The organism is Nitrospira sp. BLG_1 (genome assembly GCF_047338595.1).
Classification (GTDB): domain Bacteria; phylum Nitrospirota; class Nitrospiria; order Nitrospirales; family Nitrospiraceae; genus Nitrospira_D.
The window spans coordinates 44,995-69,350 of the sequence record NZ_JBLFBO010000010.1 but is presented as its reverse complement, the minus strand read 5'-3'; the positions used below and the strand labels follow the sequence as shown (position 1 = coordinate 69,350).

At 55.5% G+C, this 24,356-nt stretch carries 27 protein-coding genes; all 27 read right to left on the bottom strand.

The annotated features are described in order from the left end of the window. Nucleotides 1–54: 54 nt before the first annotated feature. Nucleotides 55–537: a flagellar assembly protein FliW gene (gene fliW, locus ACMTNU_RS10990; RefSeq protein ID WP_413935296.1), complete on the bottom strand. Its 483-nt coding sequence runs from the start codon at nucleotides 535–537 to the stop codon at nucleotides 55–57. A gap of 10 nt (nucleotides 538–547) precedes the next feature. Next, nucleotides 548–793: a carbon storage regulator CsrA gene (gene csrA, locus ACMTNU_RS10985; RefSeq protein ID WP_413935295.1), complete on the bottom strand. Its 246-nt coding sequence runs from the start codon at nucleotides 791–793 to the stop codon at nucleotides 548–550. A gap of 72 nt (nucleotides 794–865) precedes the next feature. Continuing rightward, nucleotides 866–2,635 carry a flagellin gene (locus ACMTNU_RS10980; protein WP_413935294.1) on the bottom strand — a complete coding sequence of 590 codons (1,770 nt, stop codon included), beginning with the start codon at nucleotides 2,633–2,635 and terminating at the stop codon, nucleotides 866–868. A 15-nt stretch (nucleotides 2,636–2,650) separates the two neighbouring features. Then, nucleotides 2,651–4,675: a flagellar hook-associated protein FlgK gene (flgK, locus tag ACMTNU_RS10975; RefSeq protein WP_413935293.1), complete on the bottom strand. Its 2,025-nt coding sequence runs from the start codon at nucleotides 4,673–4,675 to the stop codon at nucleotides 2,651–2,653. Between the two features lie 6 nt (nucleotides 4,676–4,681). After that, nucleotides 4,682–5,209, bottom strand: coding sequence for a flagellar export chaperone FlgN (gene flgN, locus ACMTNU_RS10970; RefSeq protein WP_413935292.1), 528 nt, complete (start codon nucleotides 5,207–5,209; stop codon nucleotides 4,682–4,684). Between the two features lie 56 nt (nucleotides 5,210–5,265). After that, nucleotides 5,266–5,571: a flagellar biosynthesis anti-sigma factor FlgM gene (gene flgM / locus ACMTNU_RS10965; RefSeq protein ID WP_413935291.1), complete on the bottom strand. Its 306-nt coding sequence runs from the start codon at nucleotides 5,569–5,571 to the stop codon at nucleotides 5,266–5,268. 72 nt (nucleotides 5,572–5,643) lie between these two features. Beyond that, on the bottom strand, nucleotides 5,644–6,006 hold the full coding sequence (locus ACMTNU_RS10960; protein WP_413935290.1) for a rod-binding protein: 363 nt from the start codon (nucleotides 6,004–6,006) through the stop codon (nucleotides 5,644–5,646). Between the two features lie 53 nt (nucleotides 6,007–6,059). Continuing rightward, the gene (locus ACMTNU_RS10955; protein ID WP_413935289.1) at nucleotides 6,060–7,193 is read right to left on the bottom strand and encodes a flagellar basal body P-ring protein FlgI; all 1,134 of its coding nucleotides are present in this window, start codon (nucleotides 7,191–7,193) and stop codon (nucleotides 6,060–6,062) included. 4 nt (nucleotides 7,194–7,197) lie between these two features. After that, nucleotides 7,198–7,482, bottom strand: a complete 285-nt coding sequence (locus ACMTNU_RS10950; protein ID WP_413935288.1) for a hypothetical protein — start codon at nucleotides 7,480–7,482, stop codon at nucleotides 7,198–7,200. A 14-nt stretch (nucleotides 7,483–7,496) separates the two neighbouring features. Continuing rightward, a complete protein-coding gene (locus ACMTNU_RS10945) occupies nucleotides 7,497–8,204 on the bottom strand; it encodes a flagellar basal body L-ring protein FlgH (protein WP_413935287.1) in 708 nt (235 codons plus the stop codon). Nucleotides 8,205–8,222: 18 nt separating this feature from the next. Then, complete coding sequence (gene flgA / locus ACMTNU_RS10940; RefSeq protein WP_413935286.1) at nucleotides 8,223–9,023, bottom strand: flagellar basal body P-ring formation chaperone FlgA; 801 nt, start codon at nucleotides 9,021–9,023, stop codon at nucleotides 8,223–8,225. 8 nt (nucleotides 9,024–9,031) lie between these two features. Continuing rightward, nucleotides 9,032–9,823: a flagellar basal-body rod protein FlgG gene (gene flgG, locus ACMTNU_RS10935; RefSeq protein WP_413935285.1), complete on the bottom strand. Its 792-nt coding sequence runs from the start codon at nucleotides 9,821–9,823 to the stop codon at nucleotides 9,032–9,034. Between the two features lie 88 nt (nucleotides 9,824–9,911). After that, the gene (gene flgF / locus ACMTNU_RS10930; RefSeq protein ID WP_413935284.1) at nucleotides 9,912–10,682 is read right to left on the bottom strand and encodes a flagellar basal-body rod protein FlgF; all 771 of its coding nucleotides are present in this window, start codon (nucleotides 10,680–10,682) and stop codon (nucleotides 9,912–9,914) included. Nucleotides 10,683–11,393: 711 nt separating this feature from the next. Beyond that, a complete protein-coding gene (locus tag ACMTNU_RS10925) occupies nucleotides 11,394–12,143 on the bottom strand; it encodes a sigma-70 family RNA polymerase sigma factor (protein WP_413935282.1) in 750 nt (249 codons plus the stop codon). Between the two features lie 19 nt (nucleotides 12,144–12,162). Next, entirely contained in the window at nucleotides 12,163–13,032 is an 870-nt protein-coding gene (locus ACMTNU_RS10920) for a MinD/ParA family protein (protein ID WP_413935281.1), read from the bottom strand. A gap of 19 nt (nucleotides 13,033–13,051) precedes the next feature. After that, nucleotides 13,052–14,398 carry a flagellar biosynthesis protein FlhF gene (gene flhF, locus ACMTNU_RS10915; RefSeq protein WP_413935280.1) on the bottom strand — a complete coding sequence of 449 codons (1,347 nt, stop codon included), beginning with the start codon at nucleotides 14,396–14,398 and terminating at the stop codon, nucleotides 13,052–13,054. Between the two features lie 8 nt (nucleotides 14,399–14,406). Next, nucleotides 14,407–16,509 carry a flagellar biosynthesis protein FlhA gene (gene flhA, locus ACMTNU_RS10910; protein ID WP_413935279.1) on the bottom strand — a complete coding sequence of 701 codons (2,103 nt, stop codon included), beginning with the start codon at nucleotides 16,507–16,509 and terminating at the stop codon, nucleotides 14,407–14,409. A gap of 23 nt (nucleotides 16,510–16,532) precedes the next feature. Beyond that, complete coding sequence (gene flhB, locus ACMTNU_RS10905; RefSeq protein ID WP_413935278.1) at nucleotides 16,533–17,609, bottom strand: flagellar biosynthesis protein FlhB; 1,077 nt, start codon at nucleotides 17,607–17,609, stop codon at nucleotides 16,533–16,535. After that, on the bottom strand, nucleotides 17,602–18,390 hold the full coding sequence (fliR, locus tag ACMTNU_RS10900) for a flagellar biosynthetic protein FliR (RefSeq protein ID WP_413935277.1): 789 nt from the start codon (nucleotides 18,388–18,390) through the stop codon (nucleotides 17,602–17,604). Before fliR ends, flhB begins: the two co-directional genes overlap by 8 nt. A gap of 159 nt (nucleotides 18,391–18,549) precedes the next feature. Further along, nucleotides 18,550–18,819 carry a flagellar biosynthesis protein FliQ gene (fliQ, locus tag ACMTNU_RS10895; RefSeq protein WP_413935276.1) on the bottom strand — a complete coding sequence of 90 codons (270 nt, stop codon included), beginning with the start codon at nucleotides 18,817–18,819 and terminating at the stop codon, nucleotides 18,550–18,552. Between the two features lie 90 nt (nucleotides 18,820–18,909). Next, nucleotides 18,910–19,677 carry a flagellar type III secretion system pore protein FliP gene (gene fliP / locus ACMTNU_RS10890; protein ID WP_413935275.1) on the bottom strand — a complete coding sequence of 256 codons (768 nt, stop codon included), beginning with the start codon at nucleotides 19,675–19,677 and terminating at the stop codon, nucleotides 18,910–18,912. Continuing rightward, nucleotides 19,667–20,074, bottom strand: a complete 408-nt coding sequence (locus ACMTNU_RS10885; protein ID WP_413935274.1) for a FliO/MopB family protein — start codon at nucleotides 20,072–20,074, stop codon at nucleotides 19,667–19,669. The genes fliP and ACMTNU_RS10885 overlap by 11 nt, the downstream gene beginning before the upstream one ends. A 20-nt stretch (nucleotides 20,075–20,094) precedes the next feature. Continuing rightward, nucleotides 20,095–20,463 carry a flagellar motor switch protein FliN gene (gene fliN, locus ACMTNU_RS10880; protein WP_413935273.1) on the bottom strand — a complete coding sequence of 123 codons (369 nt, stop codon included), beginning with the start codon at nucleotides 20,461–20,463 and terminating at the stop codon, nucleotides 20,095–20,097. Between the two features lie 25 nt (nucleotides 20,464–20,488). Continuing rightward, nucleotides 20,489–21,463 (bottom strand): flagellar motor switch protein FliM, encoded by a 975-nt coding sequence (fliM, locus tag ACMTNU_RS10875; RefSeq protein WP_413935272.1) that lies wholly within the window; start codon nucleotides 21,461–21,463, stop codon nucleotides 20,489–20,491. Between the two features lie 11 nt (nucleotides 21,464–21,474). Continuing rightward, nucleotides 21,475–22,026, bottom strand: coding sequence for a flagellar basal body-associated protein FliL (fliL, locus tag ACMTNU_RS10870; RefSeq protein WP_413935271.1), 552 nt, complete (start codon nucleotides 22,024–22,026; stop codon nucleotides 21,475–21,477). Nucleotides 22,027–22,320: 294 nt separating this feature from the next. After that, a complete protein-coding gene (locus tag ACMTNU_RS10865) occupies nucleotides 22,321–23,679 on the bottom strand; it encodes a flagellar hook protein FlgE (protein WP_413935270.1) in 1,359 nt (452 codons plus the stop codon). A gap of 20 nt (nucleotides 23,680–23,699) precedes the next feature. Next, nucleotides 23,700–24,353: a flagellar hook assembly protein FlgD gene (locus ACMTNU_RS10860; protein ID WP_413935269.1), complete on the bottom strand. Its 654-nt coding sequence runs from the start codon at nucleotides 24,351–24,353 to the stop codon at nucleotides 23,700–23,702. Between the last annotated feature and the right edge of the window lie 3 nt (nucleotides 24,354–24,356).

The following is a 24,356-nucleotide window of genomic DNA, read 5'->3' as shown; positions in this document are numbered from 1 at the left end:
TCAAGCTGTGCACCAATCTCAAACCTGAAGCACAAAACTTGAAACGTATACTTCTTAGGCAGGACACTTTGCGGCAGCCCGTGGCCCTATGGAGAGTGATGGTTGGGAGGACGATCCAGGGAACAGCGCAAACCGAGTAGGATATTCCTCAGAGAGTACCAGCTGTGTACCCAATCTCGTCTTGTGACTCATGACCAGCGGCCCCCGTAGATTTGCCGTAATGTGAGCTGGATCATCGGAGGGAATCGTCAGGATCACGGCCAATGCCAGATCCTCATCTTTCCCGTGATTCATTTCGGCCACAATATCGGCTGGCACAGTGACATGATAGTCAGCATGGAATATGGCTGGATCAAGGATCACGAAGGCCAGCCCAGGTTCATCGATCGACTGGAGCCATTTAAACGGAGCCTCCGTGTCATGATCGAGAATGACGTACCGTTGGGAATCCGGAAATCCCAACAAACCGGCTGGAAATCGGATAATGCTGTCGTCGGCAACATCAAATGACCCAAATCGGGTCGATCTGCACTTCATCTGGACATCCTTATGAGACCATTCCACGTTTTCCGGGAATCAGTCGACGAAACGCATCGAGAGGAACGGCTTGGGTTTTGGCCGCCAATCGATTCTCTTCCTGAATCCGTGTATAGACTTCTTCCCGATGAACTGCCACCGCCGAAGGAGCTTCAATCCCCAAACGAACTTGCCCGCTTTTCAGGCCAAGTACGACGACTCTGATATCAGGGCCGATCGTGACACTTTCTCCGCATCGACGAGTCAGTACCAGCATACCTGCCTTCCTTGGCCAAATAGTTCTGCAGCGTACTATCGGTCACGGCTCCCACAAACTTGAGCAGCCGTCCTAACGCAGGTACTTGAGGAGAGTATTGTCGAAGATCCGACCAAGCGTTGCCCCTGCGGCTTGAATCGCGTACTCTTGCAGCGTCAACTCCGAGATTGTGCGTGCCAGATCAATGTCCTCGAATGACGACAGCGTATTGGTGGCCAGCTCCTTGGCCTCGTCCAAGGCCAAGGACGTCGACTCCAAGCGGTTCGTCAGCGCACCAACGTCTCCCTGTGCGGCCCCGACTTGGCTGATCGCACGGTCCAGACTATCCAAGCTCTCAATGATCCCCGCTTTGAAGTTTCCTCGAAGGGCAGCCAGAAGTTGTTGTACCGTATCAAAGAGATTCACGTCGGAACCGCTGAAGACTTCATCCCCGCGCACCGTGGTGCCGACAATCTCCCCGTCAGCCACTTCAATCTGTTGGCTGCCTGCATCTCCAGCATAGCGAGTATGTGCGCTGACGTGAAACAGATCTCCTGCAGCCGGTGCAGACGTGCTATGAGTGATTCGGAATTGGATTCCATCAAATGCAATCGGAGCACCCGCCGTATACGCTTGGTTGGCGAGCACCGTTTGAGGAGCCACGGCAAGAGTAAATCGATCGCCGGTGACGGGCCCGCTCCCCTGGGTGTTAGAAAGCACGACACGAACGCCCTCGAATTCGATGGAGCCACCGGACACATACACATTGCCGGTCGAAAGCGTTGCACCTGTGGTGGTGTTTCGCACGGAATACTGAGATGCCGACGTAAACTGTATTTCGTACGTGTCGAGTGTAATCTGTTGCGGATCGACGATACCAGCATCGGAAACACCCACCCGTCCGGCATTGGCAGAGTGCGGCGTGACCGGGAGAGGAGTCGAAACATTGACGACATCGAACGTTGTTGCCCCAGTAAATCGAACAATGTAGTTGTCATAGGAGGTCGTACTTGGATTCAGCACTTGTCCCTGAGAAATCAAGCCTCCCCCACTGTTTGTCGAGGCCACGTGAGTCGCCACCGTCGTCGCAAATGTCGCCCCACCGTTCCCGGAACTCCCTCCGTTGAATCCAAGCAGCGTGCGGGCCGCCCCACCGAAGACATCCACCGTTGAGCTTGCGCCCTCAGAATTGGACACAATGACGAGACGCGCATCCTCATACCGGACAGACACGCTCTTATCCGCAGCGGCTAACGTGGTATCGGCATTGATTCGGCTCTGTACTCGCGCAGCTAGTTCAGGACCGGTCAACGTCTCAGTGCCTCCGGTCAAATCAATCGTGCCGGAGGTCACCCCATCCACCGTCACCGTCAGCGTATCTGTCGCCGCATTCGTGAGCGTCACGGGCGTGGACAGCGTCAATCCCGCAGCAAAACCATGACGGCTTGTCCCGCCAAAAACCGCTTGATTCTCATCGTATTCGGCATTTCCTAGTTGAAGGAGGTGTTGGAGCAGCGCCTTGACTTCTTGCCCGCCAGCGGCTCGCTCCGCTGCGCCATTGGTATCAGATGCATACTGAACTGCCAATTGTCTCACGCGGGAGAGGGTCGAAGTCGTACCCTGCAACGCCGTGTCGGCCAAATCCAGTCGGACAGTCGCCGAAGAAATATTTCGAAGATGCTGCTCCAGTCTCGCGAGTATCGCTTTTTCTCCGACGATCCGATGGAATCGCCCAGGATCATCGGACGGCTGCAACACCTGCTTGCCGGTCGCAAGATGTTCCTGCAATTGCAGCGCTCGTGATCGAGACCGCTGATAACTGTTGACAAGGAATCCAAAGACCTGTTGTTCCGTCACGCGCATGGCGCACTCCTTGGCTTATCGCTTGAGCGAAATCAAGGTCGACATCATTTCATCGGCTGCGACGATCATACGCGAAGCAGCTTCGAACGCTCGTTGAAACTTAAGAAGATTGACCAGCTCTTCATCAAGTGAGACACCAGACACCTGGGCGTGAAAGTTTTGGAGCTGTTCTTGGCGGATTTCCTCTGTATCCAGTCGCTGTGTGGCAACCTGGGATGCGACTCCCAGATCTGCCGTCGTCTTACGATAGGAATCGAGGAGAGTTGCGTTATCGAGACTTGTGATGGTCCTCGATTGCAGGGCAACGAGATTGAGGCCGTTCTGATTGTTCCCCGGCACACCCGCTCGTGTGGACGAGAGGGCAAGTTTTGAGGGATCGGACAGCGCAACAAGAATGTCTCTCGCCGCATTCTCTCGAGAGTTGAACGCCAAAACATCGTTGGCCGCTGGCACTCCTGATACCGTGACGGCAACACCGTCAACATGAAACGTCTGGGGACCGCTGTAGGTGCCGGAAGCTGCGGTGGCCGTTCCCCCAGAGAGGCCGAGCCCCGCTCTTGCCGTCCCACCGGTGACGTCGACAGCGCTTGCACCGCCGGCTGAATTGGAGCGCAAGACGAACCGGTTCGTCGTACTGTCAAAATTTACCGTGACGCGTTGGCCCGCTGCCGTCAGCGTCGAATCCGCGTTGATTTTGTCCTGCAGCTCAGCCGCCAATGCGCTTCCGGATGTATAGGGAAGACCTGGGGATGCGGCTCCGTTGAGGGTAATGGTCCCTGACGTAGTCCCGTCGATCGACACGACCAGCGTGTCATTGACCCCGGAGACAATGTTCAACGGAGCATCCACTGTCGGCGGAGTAATGGCTGTTCCGGTGTAATTCCCATGAATTCCAGCGCCCGTTGTCGCATCGACAATTGTATAGCTGGTTGTGCCGCTGAACCGAACTTCGTAATCATGAAATGTCAGGTAGCTCGGCGCCGTGATGACTCCGTTGCCGATCGAGCTGGCCCCAGTATTTGTCGCAGGCGCGTTTGTCGTGACCGACAATCCCGAGAAGAGATCATTCCCGGTGGAGCCATCCAGGCCATATCCCACGCGGTGGAGTTGGTTCACCTCATTGATCAACGATCCGGCCAGTGCATCGATACCCCGCTGAACCGACGGAATGGATTGGTCTCGAACATTGAGCAGTCCACGAAGACGTCCGGTTGAAATCAAGTCGCTAATGATCGCCGGTTGCGTTCCCCCGATATCGTAGCCGATTTCCAGAAGACCATCGTTGTCCGTCGATTCGACTCCGACCAAGTTGCGAGTCGTCTCCTGATCAACAAGCACAAGACCACGAGCGGTGAAGACCGAGATGGTGCCGTCTGAGCGGTCGAGTGTGAAAACTTCGACTCTTGTCGCCAACTCATTGACGGCAAGATCTCGTTGATCGCGCAAGTCATTGGCATTCTGCCCGCTCACTTCAGCCGACTTTATTTGGGTATTGAACTGTGCAATCTTTGCGGTCAGCGTATTGACCTCGTTAATCGTCACCCCGACCTGGACATCGATCGCTCGACGAGTTTCAACCAAGTCCGTATTGATCTGATGAAACGCTCCGGCCAAGGTTGCCGCTCTCCCCAACACCACCGAGCGTGAGGAGACCTGTGAAGGTGTGGTCGTCGCATCCTGCAACGACTTAAACAACTCGTTGAGCTTTCCCGAGAGCCCCTGACCTCGAGCGTCTCCGAAGAGGCTCTCCAGTCGATTTAACTCATCTCGGAGCACGGTGAATTGCCCAAGATCCTCATGAGACTCCATCACCTCGCGGTTCAGAAAGACATCCACGGCTCGCCGGATTTCGGCGATTCTGACACCCGTCCCGACTTGCCCTGGGCTTCCATCGGCCGGCCGTTCTTCGGTCAGGATGACTTGTTGTCTGGAGAAACCCGGAGTATTGACATTACCGATGTTGTGGCCCGTGACGGTGAGTCCCTGTTGTGCGGTAAACAGGGCCGTCTTGGCGATGTCCATTAATGCACTCAGTCCCATTGATCGTCACCCCTGCCGCCTGATGACGGCTGCCGGCACATGGTGCTGCTGTCGAGAGCCCGACTCAGAATAGAGATCTCCTTCTGGCAATGCCTGCCGGTGCGCTTCCAGCGCTCGAACGAGAAACGACTGAACGCTATGGATCAGGACCTGATTGACGGCAATATCCTGTTTGACCGCCCGAACCTTTTCAGCCAGTCGCTCATACTGCGCTAGAATGACCCCAGCCTGTGGGCTTTGAACTCGGTGGAGTATGTCAGTCATCGTTCGATTAGCCAGCGGCATCTGATAGGTATGTGCGAGGTCGTCAAGCAGCAGATCGAGCTCGTCTTTCAGACGGTGAAGGGACTCCAGGATCGAGATCCTGGATTGGTTGATCGAAAGGAATTCGTCGAGTGCCATACGCTTGATGGCATCACGTTCCTGAACAATATTCTGCGCGAGGAGATCACAGTGAGCTGATTCACGAGCGAGGATAGAGGGTAACTGCTCGAGAGAGATTGAAGCATTCACGATCGGAACCTGCCCATCCATGGACCAGATCAAGGATCCGTTGCGCTGTCGACTCGACGGAGGTGGATTCTAACTGCTTACAGTACAGCGTCGGTCAGAACCTGTTTGATCAGAGCATCTCCAACTGCACGACCGCTGATATCGTAAGTGCCGCTATCAAGGGCCCGTTTGATGCGGTCGACATGTTCCGCCCGTACAGAATCCGGCTGATTGACCAACTCTCGAATTCGTTGCAGTTCCTTTGCTTGAGCCGAGATCTGAACCTCATCCGTACCAGCCTTAGGCTGAGCCGTCGGTTGTCGAGCTGCTGCGTTCTCAGCTTCATGCACTCCAAGCAACACTTTTGCAAGATGGTCAACTTTCCCATGACCTGAAATCTGCATCGTCCTACTCCTTCCCCAACTCTCCCAACTCCTGTCCTGAACGATCGGTGCCCTTTATCCCTGTCGAGTGACTTATCGGTCACCCACAGGAAAACTTGAGCGTTCTGCGGGGGAGCCTGAAAAATACTTTTCCGCGTGCTCCTGAACCATCCGAGCAATACCGATTCCTCCGGATTCTGCCGCTCGTCGTCCGATTTCCTCATCGTAAAATGAATGGAAATAGGCACCCTGCTTATTGGCAATTGCCCCCTGAGGAATGGTTTCTCTCATAACCTTCAGTAAATGCGAGACAAAATAGGACTCAAACTGCCTCCCTGCCTCGATAAGCTTCTGACGCTCCCTCACAACATCCTGTGGTATCAATGGGTTATGATGGGATTTCAACCGATCTGGGGAGAGCAGTGCCCCAGGATCCACATATAATGGTGATGCCATCAACGCCCGACTCTTCTCCAGACCTGTATAGGTGACCCCATCCATAGCAACCCTCAAATGATCTCCAGATTCGCCTGAAGGGCCCCGGCCGACTTGAGCGCCGAGAGAATCGCCACCAAATCTCGAGGCGTCACTCCTACGGCGTTGAGTGCCTGGACAACCTCTCCCAAGGTGACTGTTTCATCGACGACGATCAACCGGGACTCCTGCTCTTTGACCTCGGTCTGGACATCGGGGGTGACCGTGGTTTGTCCTGCGGCATTCCCCACGAGCGGTGCAGCCGGCTGAGACACGTTCAATGTATTTTTGACCGAAATTGTAAGGTTCCCGTGAGAAATGGCACAGGTTGAAATCCGAACATGTTCTCCAAGGACGACCGTCCCCGTCCGCTCATTAACCACGACCTTCGCAATGGCATCGACAGACACATCAAGCCCTTCAATCGACGCAATATATTCAACAACCCGCCCATGAAAAACCGGAGGAATTGTTGCCTTAATGGAGCCGGCGTTGACGGCTGACGCACTGCCTTTCCCAAAAGCATGCTCAATGGCCTCCGCCGTCCGAATCGCAGTGGTAAAGTCCGGCTGACGTAGGAGAACTGAGACGGTCTCCCACGAATCAATGTCGACGGGAAGTTCCTTTTCAATAATGGCTCCACTCGGCACCACACCCGCAGCCTGATGATTTTTGGCCACCGTCGCCCCGCCGGCCCCACCCGTGCCGCCAAGAAATCCTCCTATTGAGACGGGCCCTTGCGCCACGGCAAATACTTGCTGGTTCGCTGCCTTAAGAGGCGTGAGCAGGAGGGTACCACCCTGCAAACTCTTCGCGTTGGCCATTGAGGAGACCACCGCATCCAACGTCATGCCGGGCTTCGAGAATGGAGGAAGTTTTGCGGTGACCATCACCGACGCAATATTCCTCGTCAGAAGTTGAATGGGGTCAATGACGAGATGAACCCCCATCTTATTCAACATCGACATCATTGCTTGAATCGTAAACTGCCCACCGATCACACGATCGCCCGTGCTGTCTAACCCCACCACCAAGCCATAGCCGAGCAGTTGATTTTCACGCACCCCCTCAATCGCACCAATATCCTTGATCCTCACGGCATCGGCATTCACAGGCCAGAGGGAGCCAGCGCTCAAGAAGCCAACCAAGACGAACCATCGTAACACCATACAACTATTGCCCTCCGTCGAATGAGGAACGCTTCGTGATCGCGGGGTGCGGCTTCGGGCCAAAAATGACGCGCGACAGCCACCCTTGCTCTTGCACGACTTCGCTGCACACGGCTCGTTGCTGTTGATCCGATAGTGACACACGACCTCGCCTGAGCGGAAGCGGAGGCATGGAGTCTGCCCTACGGACGACTCCACTTCTGACCATCAGTTGCAGCGATTGCACGTTCAACACTCGCCGCTTGGAGATCGTTCTTCGAGTGGGTGGACGTCTTAGTGGAGTCGGCATAGAGATACTTCTCATCAGAACGGATACACCCAGTCAAGAATTCGAACAAACCACCCCGGACGTTGAACATCATCCAATACACCAAGACCAGAGTATTCGATTTTGGCATCTGCGATGGCACTCGACGCCACGGTATTCTTGGTATCCACGTCCACACGACGGACGATCCCGCCGATAGTCATCAGCTGCTTTTCACTGTTGACGGTGACTTCACGCCGCCCCTCGATCCGAAGATCCCCATTGGAAAGCACCTCCGTGACGATCGCCGAGATGGTCCCTGTCAATGTGCCTTCACGATTCGTAGAACCTTTCCCGTCGAACTTGTTGTTGGCGCTCGCATTGATTCCGAATCCACGCTTGGTTTCATCGCTGAATCGGATCCCTGGAAGCCCGATATACCCCATCCCGCTCCCGACCATCCCGTTCTTAATCGTCGAATCTCGTTGAACCGCCGTATCGGCGGACTTTGATCCTTTATGAACTTCGGAGACCTTCACGGTCAGAATATCCCCGATCCGCATGGCACGCATGTCTTCATAGAGATACGCACGTCCGTTTTCTTCCTGCCAGAGCGAGCCCAGCGTCTTCGGAGGAGGGATCAGCGGCAGAGTCACTTTGCTTGACGGGCTTGGCGGACTTGAACATCCGTGCAAGAACATCACGGTCATGATCCCGAGTCCCGCAATGGCAACGTTGGGCTGAATTCGATGACCAGATATCATAGAACTCACCATACGCTCCTAGAAATCAACCTGTACCAAACTAGGTGCCACAACCTTCGCTCTCAACTCTCGGCCCGAATCAAGATTCGCCACCATAATGGTCTGTCCGACTTGGCCGCTTGATTTGGTGATGCCGTAGGTCTGAATCGACAGACCTCCTCGACGCGCCTCAATCATGACTCGGTCACCTTTCTTCACGATGAGCGGAAACTTCACAAATGTCGGACGCAATGGCGTATCAGGCGGAAGTGGTCGTGCGGCGCTTTTGCCGATCACCTCATCGCGATCAGTCACGAACGGATGATTCCACTGGTGAATTCGAACACGCATGGTCTTGAGGTCTACACCATCGATCACCTCCTCCGTCCTCAACAACCGTGTGGGAACGATGGCCTCGATCGTCGCCGACACATCCGCCAGCACCTGAATTGTTTTCCACGCTTTTCCGCTCACTGCAACCGAAACCGGGAAGATCCGTCTCCCAAGGCCGTCGTCCGAACCAGCTGATAATACTTGAAACTCGATGATTCCGGACGGCACAGAAATCGGCTCTACCGGATCCAGCACTGCTACGGTGATCATCTTTACTTTTTGAGACCAGGCCTGCTCCAGATATCGATGAATCGCTCCCTGCAGCAGTTCGGCATTGAGCTCCTGCATGGCAGGTTTCTCACGCTCCTTCTCCACAGATCGTATCTCGTGTCCCGCCTTCACCAGTGTGACGGTGCGGGTGTCGACTCTGGTCCCGGCTAAGACCACAGAAGTCCCGCTAACCCACCCCACCCAGAGCGACATGAGCACGATCCCGATCCTCATCATCCTACCCCTTACCGGCGAAGATTATTGGCAATGGCCATCATCTCATCCGAAGCCTGAATCGTCTTTGAATTGATCTCATAACTCCGCTGGGCAATGATCATATTGACCATCTCCTCAGCGAGGTTGACGTTCGAGCTCTCCAGGAATCCTTGTTGAATCGTGCCGAACCCGGTAGTGAAACCGCCGGTGCCTTGTGTGGGAGGGCCCGATGCAAAACTATCGATGAACAGGTTGTTTCCCATCGCCACCAAACCCGAGGGATTGTCGAACCTGGTCAACTGAATCTGACCAACCTGTGAGGCTTGAGTCACACCGGGAAGCAACACGGACACGGTACCATCTTGACCGATATCCACTTTGAGCGCGCCGGATGGAATGGTGATGACCGGATTCAGAAGATCGCCGTCTCCGGTGACGAGATTCCCGACGTTGTCTCGTTTGAATGAGCCGTTCCTGGTGTACATGATGGTGCCATCCGGGCGGGACACTTGAAAAAATCCGTTCCCGTCGATCGCCAGGTCCGTCTCATTGTTCGTTTGACGCATATTCCCTTGCAGCCATTCTTTGGCGACAGTCGTCGGCCGAACTCCGGTCCCGACCTGAATCCCAACAGGAAATACGCCGACATTCGATGCGTTTGTGCCAGGGAGTCGCTGGATTTGATAGACCAGGTCCGCAAACTCCGCTCGGCTTCGCTTAAAGGAATTCGTGTTCACGTTGGCAAGGTTGTGTGCAATGGTATCGACATTGATCTGTTGTGCCGTCATCCCCGTTGCTGCTGTCCACATGGCTCTAATCATCTAACCCCTCCTCGTCTCCCGTCGTTCGTGAAGCGGATCTCGTTCAGACTTTGGACGCTTCACGCTTCACGAGATACGTTTCACGGTACTACACCACTCGCCCAATGTCTTGAATCGCGACTTCAGCCATGCGATCCAGCGTTTGAATGAGTTTTTGTGCCGACTCGTAACTCCGCATCCCCTCAATCATCTTCACCATTTCACCGATTGAATTGACGTTCGATTCCTCGATGTGCCCGGCCAGAAGCTGCGGATTCTTGACCGGTTTGCCTTTATCGGATGCGAACAACCCTTCAGCAGACTTGACCGGCATCTCCTCCTCGGGAAAATCCATGACCTTGATTGTTCCGACCGATTTATCATCCACTTTGATATCGCCTTGAGGAGTGATTTCCAACTTCCCGGCAGGAATCTTGATTTCCCCTTTGGTGCCCATCACGGGATAGCCGAGGCTATTCACCAGCCTGCGCTGGTTGTCCAGTGACAACATGCCGTTCCTGGTGTATCGAACCCCTTGAGGGGTCTCCACTTCCAAAAACCCTCTTCCCTGAATCGCGAGATCCAGCGGATTGCCGGTGAGCCTGATACGACCCGCTTCGAACGTTGTCTTCATCGTATGCGGCGCAACGAATGCACGTTCGGTCGCCCCAAATGGCCTGGCCACAATCTGCTGGGCCAATCCCGCACTCTGACCGATCGCAGGAATGACCGCCTGATACCTGGGGAAAATGGCTTTGAAGGCCTGCTCGTCCTGCTTGAAACCTGCCGTATTCACATTGGCCATATTATTGGCGAAGACTTGCATCCGCCGCTCATGAGCCAACGCACCGGAGAGGATGGGATAGATACCACGGTTCATGTGAGCAACTCCTTATCGGTCCCGACACAAAGACAGCAACCCTTGTGCCACACTCCTGGCCCTGCTGATTTCATAGGGTCACAATTCAAAATCAGAGAAATAGAGCAGAATAATCACGATTTGAGATGAAGAACGACAGGCTACTGGAGCAAGCCGCGGTACGGTCAGGACATATTCTACCCAGCTAGCGGCATATTTTTCCTGGAACAGCACCCGACCTCTTTCATGCTCATCGCAGCCCCTCCTCTTCCCATGGCCGATCAGACACGACGGCCCGCACAGCCAGGAAAGACATGTTCATGCTATGCATGATGACGGGCAAGCAGGTGTGGGGGTAGCCGGAGTCTTCAAGGCCGACAGACAGACCCTGGTGCCCATCTGGTCCACAAGAACGCAGCGATCACAGATATTGGATGAAGCGCATGACAGAGGGACAACGATGCCGTCGCATATCTCGCTCGCGCCTTGCTCCTGCAACGGCCGCTCACGACTCCTAGCAGTGCATTGAGAACCCCTACGTCCTTTCTCAAACTGATCGCTCCCCACGGTGACTGACCGAATCTAGATGCCTCGCAGGCTGTCCAGCAAGGCCGCAGCAAGCGCAGGAGCGAATCGCACTCCGGCCCGTACGTTGAGCTTCTGAACCCGCTTCGCCAACGTTGCGAGGCGAACGACGTGAGAACGCTGCTGATGGCCTTTCTCAACAGCCTGTTAGGTGATCGCTTCGAGGGTGGCCTTGAGTCGGATGATGGCTTTCGTGTGAATTTGGCAGACGCGCGATTCTGTCACTTTGAGGAGTTCTCCGATTTCTTTCATGGTGAGTTCTTCATAGTAATACAGCGTGAGGACAAGCCGTTCCTTTTCCGGCAACATCTGAATCGCTCCGGCAATGGATTCACGTTCGCGTTCATTCACCAATGAGGAGAGCGGATCAGGAGTATGGGTGTCGGCCAACATCTTCACCACTTTGTGCCCATCCGGCTCGTGGAGGCTCAGATCGTCCACACTGATCATGACCGCCCCTCTGGCACGTGTGATGAACTCATCCAGCTCTTCCAGCGACATCTTCAACTCGGTTGCCACCTCCTCATCATGCGGCGGGCGACCGAGGCGGCTCATGAGGAGGGTGTGGGTTTTTTGGAGCAAGGAAATTCGCTCATGAACCGATCGGGGAATCCAATCCATCGCGCGGATCTCATCGAGCATGGCCCCTCGAATACGGAACTCTGCATAGGTCTTGAACTTGGCTTCCCTTGTGGGATCATACTTGGTCATCGCATCCATCAATCCGATGGTGCCGACCGAAATCAGATCTTCCGCATCCAGATAGGCCGGCAGCCGGAACGCCAACCGATGGGCCATGGCGCGAATGACATGGGCGAACTCTTTGATCAGTTGCTCACGTCGCGCCCCTTCTGCTGAGAACGCTTTCCGCTCGTGTGGTAATGCCGCCTTACTCATAATAGTTGCTAACCTTTTGCTAGTTGCCGACGTGCGTCGCCGACCGCTGCCACACCAACTGCATCGAGCTTTTGGGAAGTGCGGGTTTCGGCCATTGCACGATCTGCCTGGCTAACTTTTTAAATGCTTCGGACGCCGGTGCCTCAGGGAATAATTCCAGGACTGCCTTCTGCTGCATGACAGCCATCGGCACATAGTCGTCATACGGAATGGCTCCGATCAATTCGAGAGCGACATGCAAAAAGCGATCCGCCGCGACATCGAGTTTCCCGAATACCTCGGATGCTTCTCGAGGACTCTTTGCTTGGTTCACGAGTATTTTGAAGCGACGTTCACGATATTGGCGCGCCAAGACCTTGATCAAGGCATAGGCATCCGTGAGCGATGTGGGTTCTGGAGACACCACGACCACGGTTTCATCAGCCGAGGAGGCAAAAAATGTCACGCTTGGGGAAATACCTGCACCGGTATCGATCAACAGCACATCCATCCCACCGGAAAACTGTGCTAACTGCTCTTGGATGATGAGCTGTTGGGACTCCGTCAAACTTGTCAGCTGCGGGACCCCGGAACTTGCCGGTAGTACATGGATACCTGCCGGGCCTTTCAATACGATTTCCTCGAATGTATGGGTCCCGGCGAGCACATCTTCAATCGTGAGCCGTGGGACAAGGCCAAGCAGCACATCGAGATTGCCCAGGCCGAGATCGGCATCCAGGATCAGGACTCGTTTCCCAAGTTTGGTCAGAGCCATGCCCACATTGGCCACCACATTGGTTTTCCCCACACCACCTTTTCCGCTTGAGACGGCAATCACTTGGGGAAACGACTCACCTTCCCATCTGACAGGTTCCGACACCGAGGCTGACGATTTGGATCTGAGCTGCATAGTGTGACCTCCAACCACGTTATCGGTGATAAGTTCCCGTTGCCGCCAACGCAACCTTCGCTCCCGCTGATCGATCCGACTGTCCGACATGATCATGCGCTCTCTCCGTGCTACCAGCCGTGAGCCTGCCAGCGAGAACCTCCGGAGACGCGACCTCAATATCCCCAGGGACTCGCCGTCCAATACTCCAGTACGACAGTGGAAGCCCGGTCGCATGTCCTACTTCAAAGATCGTTCCAGAAGAGTCCGTTTCGTCGAGTTTGGTAAAGAACAAACGGAGATCCGGAAGTGCCCTCACGCAACCGGTCATTCGACAGGCTTCTTGTGCTCTGATGGCGGCCGGCAAGACCAGATGCGTCGTAATAGCATCGTGCTTCAACAAACGACAAAGATCCTGCGCCAAGGCCAGGTCCGCCGGGGCAATCCCCGGCATATCCATCAGCACAAGGTCCACCTTCGCATGGCGACGCAGCCCGGCCTGCACCTGCCGAGCCGATAGCGCACAGGCAAAGGGGACTCCTATGATCTTGGCGTACCGTCGGAGCTGCTCCACGGCGGTCTCCCGATAGCTGTCAAACGTAATCAAGGCGACCGACTTCTGCTGCTCCAGGCGATAAAACGCGGCAAGCTTGGCAACCGCCGACGTCTTCCCCGCTCCACTCGGACCGATGAACAGTTCAATCGCAGGACGTGCCTGGCCATGATCCAACGGACCGGTGACCCGTACACGCCGGACAACTTCCTGATAGAGTGCGCGTCTCATCATCTGTTCGTCCGAAACATGCGCCAGTCGATCGGTTTTCAGTACCTCACCGAGTAGCAACTCGGTCGTGGACGGATGCATCCCCTGATCGCACAATGATTGACGGAGGGTTGAAAGAACCGACGACGATTGACCGGCCCGTGGCGTGCATGCGTCCGGCGAAAGCTCGCGCAACAACTGACTCAGTTCGTCGTACACCGCCCGTACCTGGCGGCGTCGATTCGGCGTCTTAGTCGATGTGGCAGACTTGCTCGACGGCTCCTGCTGACTCTGCTTTCGTGGTTTCCTTTCATTGGTAGGTTCCAACATCCCTCGCAAGGTCTGTTGGAAGGTGTTCACCGGATGAAGAGCCGAAGGGCCGCCCCCTGACGTTCGTACCGGAGGCACAGATTCTTGAACCGGTGTGCTCTCCCGGACGACCTGTGGACGCTCGTACTCGGCTGCCGCCATCACTTCCAACACGGTGTGATTGAAGACTCGTAGTAGTCGCCCGCCTTCACGCACCTCTTTGGATGACAGGATAATGGCATCCGGCCCCAACTCCTCCTTGATGGCTCGGAGAGCATCCTGCATGGTGAGCGCGTGAAATGTCTTCACCTTCATGGGCTATCCTAGGATGACTGTGCCAATTCGAAGTCGACTCGCACCGTATCAAGCGACTGGAGGCGAACAAATGAATCAACCTCGTTAAACCCCATCACCGGCACCGAATGAAGGATGCGATCGCTGTGGCGACGAAGATGCCGGCGAACGGCCTGTGAACAAATGACGATCGGTTGTTGCCCACGAGCCGCAACCCGTTCAGCCGCCTGTTTAATTCCCGTCAGAAGCTTGTGCAACACAGTCGGATCAAGCTGTAAGGCAGCGCCCGGCGGGAGTGCCGCAACTTGATCGGCCAGCGACCGATCCAGCCGGGGATCCAACGTAATCACCTGGAGGCTGCCGTCCGATGCTTGATACTGTTTGGTGATCGTCCTCGCCAAGGCCTGCCGGGCATATTCCGTCAACAGTTCAGGATCTTTACTGTTCGAGGCTTGATCGGAAATAGCTTCCAGAATGGAGCGCAAGTCTCTGATCGGAATGCCCTCTTTGAGCAGATTGCCGAGTACCCGAACCACCGTCCCCAACGGAACCATCGTCGGAATCAGCTCTTCCACCAGCTTGGGATGAGATTTGCCAACCTCATCCAGAAGTGCCTGAACCTCCTGACGCCCCAACAATTCATGACCATACCGCTTCACGAGCTCTGAAAGATGGGTGGCGATGGCAGAACTCGCATCCACAACGGTATAACCGGCAATCTGAGCCTGTTCTCTCCCATCTTCCGGAATCCAGAGCGCCGGCAGTCCGAATGCAGGCTCCTTCGTTGCGATGCCCTGGACCACGCCCTTCTGCCCTGTCCCTGGATCGATCGCCAACAGGTGCCCAGGCAACACATCCGCTTTGGCGACCTCCACGCCCTTCAACATGATGGCGTACTCATTCGGTCTCAGCTGTAAATTGTCACGAATGTGAATGGGCGGCACGACGAATCCCATCGTTTCTGCAAACTGCCGCCGGAGAGCTTTAATTCGGTCGAGCAACGCGGTGCCTTGTGTTCCTTCCACCAGACCGATCAACCCATAGCCCACTTGCACCTCCATCAAATCCAACGGAGTCACGCGGGTTGGCCCCTCATCAGCCTTTGGAGCCGTAGGGGTCTGGGTTGGAGTTGGAGCCGCTTCCCGGATTTCCTCCTGATGCAAGTGATAGGCCATCCACGCCACTGCGCTGCCCAATACCAGAAAGGCCAGATGCGGCAGGCCAGGGACTAGGCCGAGAGCGAGAAGAATCCCCGCTGCAATCCCGACCGGCTTGGGGGACATCAGCAGTTGCTTTGTCATCGCCCCACCCAAGTCCATATCCGAAGCGGCGCGCGTCACGACAATACCGGCTGCCGTCGAAACAATGAGGGCGGGGATCTGCGCGACCAGTCCTTCACCGACAGTGAGCACCGTATAGGTCTGTGCCGCGAGTCCCGGACTCATCCCTTGCTGCAAGACACCGATGGCGAGGCCGCCGACGATATTGACCAGGGTAATGATCACCGCCGCGATGGCGTCACCTCGAACAAACTTACTCGCTCCGTCCATCGACCCGTAGAAGTCTGCCTCTTCGGTGATTTCCCGTCTTCGTCGGCGCGCGTCGGCTTCATTGATCAAACCCGCATTCAGATCCGCGTCGATGCTCATCTGTTTTCCAGGCATCGCATCCAAGGTGAAGCGTGCCGCGACTTCGGCGACACGGCCTGCTCCTTTGGTGACCACCACAAAATTGATCACGACCAGAATCGTAAAGACCACGAGACCGACGGTGTAATTGCCGCCGACAATGAAATTGCCGAATGCCCGGATGACCTCACCGGCCGCCCCGGCCCCTTCATTGCCATGCAAAAGGATGAGCCGTGTCGAGGCGATATTCAGCGACAGTCTGAACAACGTAATCATCAACAGAATCGATGGGAACACTGAGAACTCGATGGGGCGACGCACTTGCAGACCGACCAAAAGAATGATGACGGAGAGGGTGATATCGAAGCTGAGCAACAAGTCGAGGATGAACCGCGGCAACGGTAGGAGCATCACCATGAGAATGGCGACGACCCCCACGGACATGAGAATGTCCGGGTGTTTGACGAAGTGCGATGCGCTGGTTGGTTCCGTGACGGTTGCCATAATGGATACTGCCTACGGCCGACTCACGCCGTGCCCCCTCGCGCCCGATACACAAAGGCCAGAATCTCCGCCACAGCGCGATACAGATCATTCGGAATTTCTTTCCCGATATCGACCAGCCTGAATAACGTCCTGGCGACGAACTTATTCTCCACGACCGGCACGCTATGATGTCGTGCCAACTCCCTGATTCGTTCCGCAATCACACCGGCACCTTTCGCCACCACGACCGGAGCCGCCATCGTGGCGGTGTCGTACTTGAGAGCCACGGCCAAGTGCGTGGGATTTGTAATCACAACATCGGCGGTTTTGACGGCCGCCAGCATGCGCTTCTTCACCAGCTCACGCTGGACAGTTCGTACGCGACTCTTAATCAGAGGATCGCCTTCCGCCGCTTTGTGTTCTTCTTTAATCTCCTCCTTCGACATACGGAGACTGCGTTCCCATTCATACCGCTGATAGGCATAGTCAAAGACAGCCAGCACCGCGATCGCTCCCGACACCGCCAGCCCGACCTTGAACGCAAGACTCCCCGCAAGCGGCAACACGCCGCTCAACTCAAACTGGATCAGCTCCGGAATCCGCAGCACATCATGGCGGGTGACCCACAGCCCGATTCCTGTGATGATGGCGATTTTGAGCAGCCCCTTGACGAGCTCCATAACGGAACGCAACGAGGCCAGGCGTGAGAACCCTTTGGCCGGACTGATTCGACTCCAATCGAGTTGAAAGGCATTCGTTCGCCACAACAAACCCGTTTGGAGGAGCGTCGCCACACTTCCCAGCACAAGCACTCCCGCCACGATTGGAAGACTCAAGACACCCACCGTCACACCGGTCTGAATAAGAATTGTGTAGACCTGTTCGATCGAGATATTTCGGTACCATTCGCCGGGAAACGTGAGGGTCAAACCTTGACGAGTCATCTCCGTCATTTTCAGAAGACCCACCGGCAACATGGCACCCAACAACCCGACGCCCCCTAAGAGCACCGCCGCCGTGGAGACGTCGCGACTCACGGCGACTTGTCCTTGTTTCCGCGCCTCCTCCTTGCGCTTGGGGGTCGCCGGTTCTGTTTTATTTCCCCTGTCCTCAGCCATGTCCCAGTGCCTTCAAAAGTCCGAAAATCGTAAACTGTAATCGTTCGATTTCGCGAATGAGAACTTCCACTGTAAAGGGCATCGAAATGCTGAGCACCGCCAATCCTCCCACGATCGTAATGGGAAAGCTCAACACGAACACATTGATTTGACTGACTGCCCGTCCAAGAATCGCGAGCAGAATGTTGATCACCAGAATGATGACCAGCACCGGAGCCGCAAGCTTGAGCCCCACCATGAACATGTGTTGAGAGAGACGCAGGACCTCATCTCCCGCTCCGGCCGGAAGAGCGGCCCCGAATGCCGGGATGGATTCGTAGCTGGACAGGATTGTGGCCACGATGAGCATGTGCGCGTTCAATGAGAGCAGAACAAGGGACGCAAGGAGCGTAAAGTACTGCGCCATAAGCGGTGTCTGGCGAGACGTGGTGGGATCAAGGAGCTGGACAACACCGAAGCCCATTTGAACGCCGATCATTTCTCCCGCCACCTCAAATGCGCCAAAAAACAGCCGGACAGCCAACCCAATGGCCAGTCCGATCACCAATTCGCTGAGCAGCCCGGCGGCCAGCACCAGGGGATCGTAAGGCACAGGCGGAAGATGGATGAGCGGAGCCAACAGCACTCCCAACGACAGAACCAATGCGCCTTTGACTTTCAACGGAACCGAGTGCCCGCTCAGCACCGGCAAGGCCGCGAGAAGCCCTCCAATTCGAGAAATGAGCACCAGGAATGCTTGAAACTCGGGAAGGAGCAGCTGAATGGTCTGTGTTAACGCCATCGTTTTTTCCTAGCCGACACTCGTCATGACGGTTCGTGAAGCGTGAGACGTGAAGCGCTCGAATTCGGAAACGAGATACGCTTCACGTTTCACGCATGACGTATATCGTCGCGGCCGCACATTGTCATTCGTAGCAGCTACATTCATAAATCCAACGAGCTAGCGCACGTAGTTCGGAATGTTCATCAGCAGATTCGCCATAAAGGTCGTCATGATGTTCAACATCCAGGGGAGAAACACCAAGAGCGCTCCGAAGAGTGCCAATACTTTTGGAACGAATGTCAGCGTGGCCTCATTCAGCTGCGTCATAGCCTGGAACGCACTGATGATCAGACCGACGAGCAGACTCAGTCCTAAGATCGGAGCCGACACGAGTAATGTGGTTTCCAACGCCTGCCTGCCCAATTCCGTGACGATTTCAGGTGTCATCGACTGCCCTCCTCTCACCCGTGTTTCGAGTCGTTGCCAGCCGAATCCCACACAACTCCCGTTGTCTTAGCCGCTCGCACGATCATGGAATCATTGAAAACTGCGCACCATCGAGCCGACGACGAGATACCAGCCGTCAGCCAGCACGAATAGAATTAACTTGAACGGGAGGGAAATGACGACCGGAGGCAGGAGCATCATACCCATCGACATCAGAATGCTCGCGACGACCATGTCGACGATCAGAAATGGAATGTAGATCAAGAACCCGATCTGAAAGGCGATTCGCAACTCACTCAGAATAAATGCAGGAATGATGGCATGGGTCGGAACGTCTTCAACCCGATCGGGCTTGGGAATGTGACTCAGCTGAATGAACAACTCAAGGTCCTTGTCCCGCACTTGTTTCAACATGAACCCACGAACCGGCTCAATCCCCTTCTTCCAGGCATCCTCGTAGGAGATCTGTTCGGCGAGCAACGGCTGCAACGCGTTGGTGTAGACAGACTGTCCGACCGGCGCCATGATGAACATCGTCAGGAACAGGGCTAAGGACAACAACACTTGATTGGGAGGCACCGCTTGTGTGCCGAGCGCCTGCCGCAGGAAGGCCAAGACAATAACGATCCTGGTAAACGACGTGACCATGATGAATAAGGCCGGCGCCAATGAGAGCACCGTCAACAGGATCAGAATCTGGATGACGACGGCCATTTGCTTTGGGCCACCGGCACCCAAATCGATACTGACAGACGGGCCGTTTGAGGCTGCCTCCGCTGCCGATGCCAGAAGCAATATCCCCACCGCGACGACAATCGCCCAGCCAACGAGTCGTGAATGAACGCGGTCAGTGGCCATGCTGTTCCTTGTCATGATCAGCCCAACGGAGCGGTTGTCGTTGAAGCCATGCCGCCACATCGGCCTCTGGGGTAGATGTCACCCCGGAGGGAGGCGTCTGAGCTGGCATTCCGAGCACTTCACGGAGATGTGCCGTATTGGTAATCCGTCCCAAAGGAACGAGATCGGTTGCCGTTGCGCCCACGATCAGATACTCGCCGGCGACATCCACCAAACTAATCGTCTTGCGCGGAGCAAGATACCCGCTCGCTAACACCTGAACCAGCGGCCGGCCACTGGAATTCCCCGCCCGTGGTCCCATCACCCGACGGGCCACGAATGCCGCGATGCCGATACACACCAACACCACGGCAAGCGCCGAAACGGTTCTGATCAGGCTGTCCCATACGTCGATCACGCGCTCTCCCTGTGACTGTCTTACCGAAGCTGCTGAACACGCTCGGCCGCACTGACCACGTCGGTCAACCGAATACCGAACTTTTCGTTCACCACGACGACCTCGCCGCGCGCAACGAGTTTGTTGTTCACCATTACCTCCATCGGTTCGCCTGCCAACTTATCCAGCTCAATGACAGACCCTTGCGCCAGCTGCAGGAGATCACGGATCGCCATTTTGGTGGATCCAACATACACCGCGACATTCATCGGAATATCCAGAATAAAATCGATATTCTTCGAGCTGCCGCCGGTTTCTGAATTCTGAACAGGCGGAAACGATGCGAGCTGTGGAGACGTCCCTCCACCGGACTGGGAATCACGAGGTGTCGTGGATTCTGATTCGGCCATAGTTATTCGCGTCCTCCGGTCCCGCTTACGTCAACACTTTAGTCACGCGACATGCGTGATTGCCCTTGTAGACCCCGGGACTACCCTGGAATTTATGGTACCCTTCGATAAAACAATCGAGTGGATCACCCGGTCGCTGATTCAGTAACACGACATCCCCGGGGGCGAAATTGAGCACATCCTTGACAGTCACCGTGGCGGTTCCCAACCGAACCGCGAGCGGCAGCTGACATTCCTGCAAGCGCTCCCGGAATCGTTGACTCCAGTCTCCGTTCTGATCGACTTGGTCGGAGACCAGGCCGGAATACAACTTTTCTTTGATCGGTTCGAGCATGGCGTACGGATACACGATGTAGAGCTCACGGGCGGTTTCCCCCAGAACAACCTGCAACGTGACGACCATCACGATCTCGGAGGACGTTACCACCATCGCGAACTGCGGGTTACTTTCCGACCGCACATATTCCACCTTCACAGGCGCGACAGCGTGCCATGCTTTTTCGAGATCGACCAACGCCTGCAGCAGGAGTTTTTTGATCACGCGTAACTGCACCGGGGTAAAGTCCCGGCCTTCCGGTTTTACGTGAGTTTGCCCCTTGCCCCCAAAGAAGTAATCGATGATCAAGTAGACGAGAAAGGCATCCATCACATACAGCGCACTACCGCGCAGGGGGGACATATGAAACACATTCAGCGAAGAAGGCTGCGGGATTTTCTTGAGAAATTCACCGAACTTGATCACTTGGGTCCCGACCACCACAAAATCAATGGCGTCATGAAACATATTGGTCCAGGCAACGGATTGCCGGCGGATAAACCGGTCATTGATCATTTCCATCGTGGGCATTCGCCCGCGAATGATCCGCTCCTGATTGAAGAGGTCGTATTGCGCAACTCCCTTTGCAGCCGTTTCATTGTCTTTGGGAGCCGTGTCGACTTCTCCCGAGACCACTCCCTTTAAGAGTGCATCAATTTCGTCTTGTGACAGGATTTTTTCCATGCGGGCGATCTCTACTGAACGACGAAATCCGTGAAATATGCGGACCGCACTCCAGGCTTGGGAAGCAGCCCATTGATCCGTTGCGTAATCTCATCGCGCAATTGAAATTTCCCTTGAGTGGTTCTCACCGCATTCACATCCTTGCTACTGAGCAATACAAGGACGGCGTCGCGGACCTGGGGAACCCGTGCTGAGAGATCGGCAGACACCGCCTCACTGTCGACCTCAAGCTTGACGGTCAGCTTCAAGTAACGCACGTCCGGCACGTCGGCGAGATTCACAATAAACGGATCCAGGTCGAACATGACTCCCGGGGCGGCAGTCTGTCCTGCTTTTCCACTCGCTCCGCCTTGCGCATCGGACTTCGCCACGGCCTCGGTCTTGTGTTCCTCGGCATGTTCTGCGTTTTTATCGGATCCGCCGAAGAACTTGACGGCGACGACCGCTCCTCCCACACCGAACAGGAGGGCAATCACCGACACGATAATGAGCAACTTGATCGGGAATGCCGGAGCAAGGGCCGCTCCCGCGGTTTTGTCGTCCGTCTCGGCTGCATCTGCCATAGCTCCTCCTTGAAGGCCTCATCGCCTTCGTGAAGCAACTGCAATGCATATGCCATTGAGCCGTTGGTGGCTGCCGATTACGGTTCCCCATAATAGATGTATTTGACAGGCGTTTTATCAGCGGGAGGCCTGATCGCCGACACCTTCCCCAGGTACCGTCAGGCAAGTCATTGACACCGTCAAGAAACTGACGTGGTGAGAAGAGATGAGGAAGGGAACCGTAGCCCCCGTAGGTCTGGGGGGCTTGGAACGCGGCCCGGGAAGAATGTTCCTCCCGGGCTACAACCGATGCACTTATCGTTTCAAGTTCACCAACTCCTGAAGCACCTCATCCGAAGTTGTGATGACTCTCGAATTCGCCTGGAACCCTCGTTGGGCTGCAATCATCTCAATGAAACTTTCCCCCAGATCAACATTGGACAACTCAAGCGTGTTGGCAAGCACTCTCCCGAGGCCTGCAGATGTGGCTGCCCCGATCAATGGTTGTCCCGAAGTGCCGGATTCGGCAAATGTGTTTTTCCCGGTTCGCACAAGACCAAGCGGATCAGGGAATCGTGCCAACGCCAACTGGGCCAACGGCCGGACCTGCCCATTCGAGAATCGCCCATTGATCATTCCGTTGGTCTCCACGCTGAACGTCTGCAGGGCTCCGGCGCCGAATCCATTTTGAGATTGCTGAACGAGCCCTGAGGCGGCGCCGAACTGAGTGGTCAAATTCATGCCGGTTCCCCCGTCGGTCGTCACACTTGTGCCGAAGTTGAAGCTGATCGCCTGATCACCAGTCGCGCCGACAAAATCGATTTGCGATTGCCCGACAGTACTTCCGGCCGTGCCTCCAGCCGTGCCGCTATCGTAGCTCGTCACGACACTCTCCGTGTCCAGTGCGCCTGAGGTGTTAAAGGTCAACGTCCCCGAGGCTAACCGCACCAGTCCGAGCGAGGTATTCACATTCGATGTATGATAATTACCCGTGACGATTTCGTTCGTGCTGCCAACCACGTTGTACGTCCACGTATTCGCCGCCGTCTTCGTAAAATAACTCGTCAGGAGATGACTGTTGCCCACGGAATCATAGACGGTGATCGACGAGGAGAACTGAGACGTCCCGGCCGGATCCGCGAGAGAGAACGTACTGGCCGTCGATTGTGAATTGAGATTGGCGCCGATATCGACGCTGCTGGTCGGATTTGGTGGAGCCGTGGTCGTCGGAAGCGTCACGCCACTGATGCTGGCTGTGATCAACCCGCTGGTGTTGACCTGGAAACCCTGGAGCAGAAATCCGCTTGGATCAACGATCTGGTTTTGCGAATTCAAATGAAACTGCCCCGCTCGAGAATAAAACGCCGCCCCGGCTGTGTCGCGAAGCACAAAAAATCCGTTGCCGTCTACGGCCAAATCCAATGCGTTGCTCGTGGTACTGAGTGACCCTTGACTGAAGTTCCCCTGCACTCCGTTGAGCGCGACCCCCAGACCGGTCTGAATCGCTCCACCCGCCCCTCCCAGTGAAGAACTGATCAGGTCGGCAAAGACAGAACGGCTGGATTTGAACCCCACCGTACTCAGGTTCGCAATATTATTTCCCACGACCGATAGCGCATTGCCGTTTGCGTTCAGCCCGCTGACGCCCGTAAAAAGCGACGACAGAATTCCCATCGGTACAATCCTCCTCTTTGTTATCGCAGCTCAACAATATCGGACGGATCAATCGCTAAATCGCCGACCAGGAGCTTCGCCTGCCCTTGCTCCATGCGTACACCGGACACCGTGAGGCTGGCACGCCCCTCCACGTTCACTGACTTTCCTTCCCTGTCTGCTGCGGAAATGACATACCGATACAGGCCCTTGGGCATCCGCACGCCATCCTGGTTCTTTCCATCCCACTCAGCAGCCTGCGGTCCGGCCAGCCGATCACGATGCTCCAGAGTCCGTATGACTTGTCCATCCGCATTCTGAACGCTGATGAGAACTTTCGCAGCATTCTTCTCCAGTGAATAGCCGAACGTGGCTGGTCCCTCTCCCAGCTGAATCAACGGGTGACCGATCGTCACCGTGCGGCCGATCATGGGAAGCAGTGTGAATTGCAAGGACGCCGTTTGCGCGTCGAGGCTCTGCTGCAGCAACTGCGCTTGTTTGGCACTCTGTTCGAGCTGGCTGAACTGCGCGAGCTGCGAGACAAACTCGGTATTGTCGGTCGGATTCAACGGGTCTTGATTCTTCAGCTGCGTGACCAGCAGTTTAAGGAAGTCATCCTGTCCCAACGCTCGCGGCCCAGTTTTTTCAGGCGTGGACGTGGTCCCGGTTGTGCTCAGTCCTGCAACATCGATCATGTA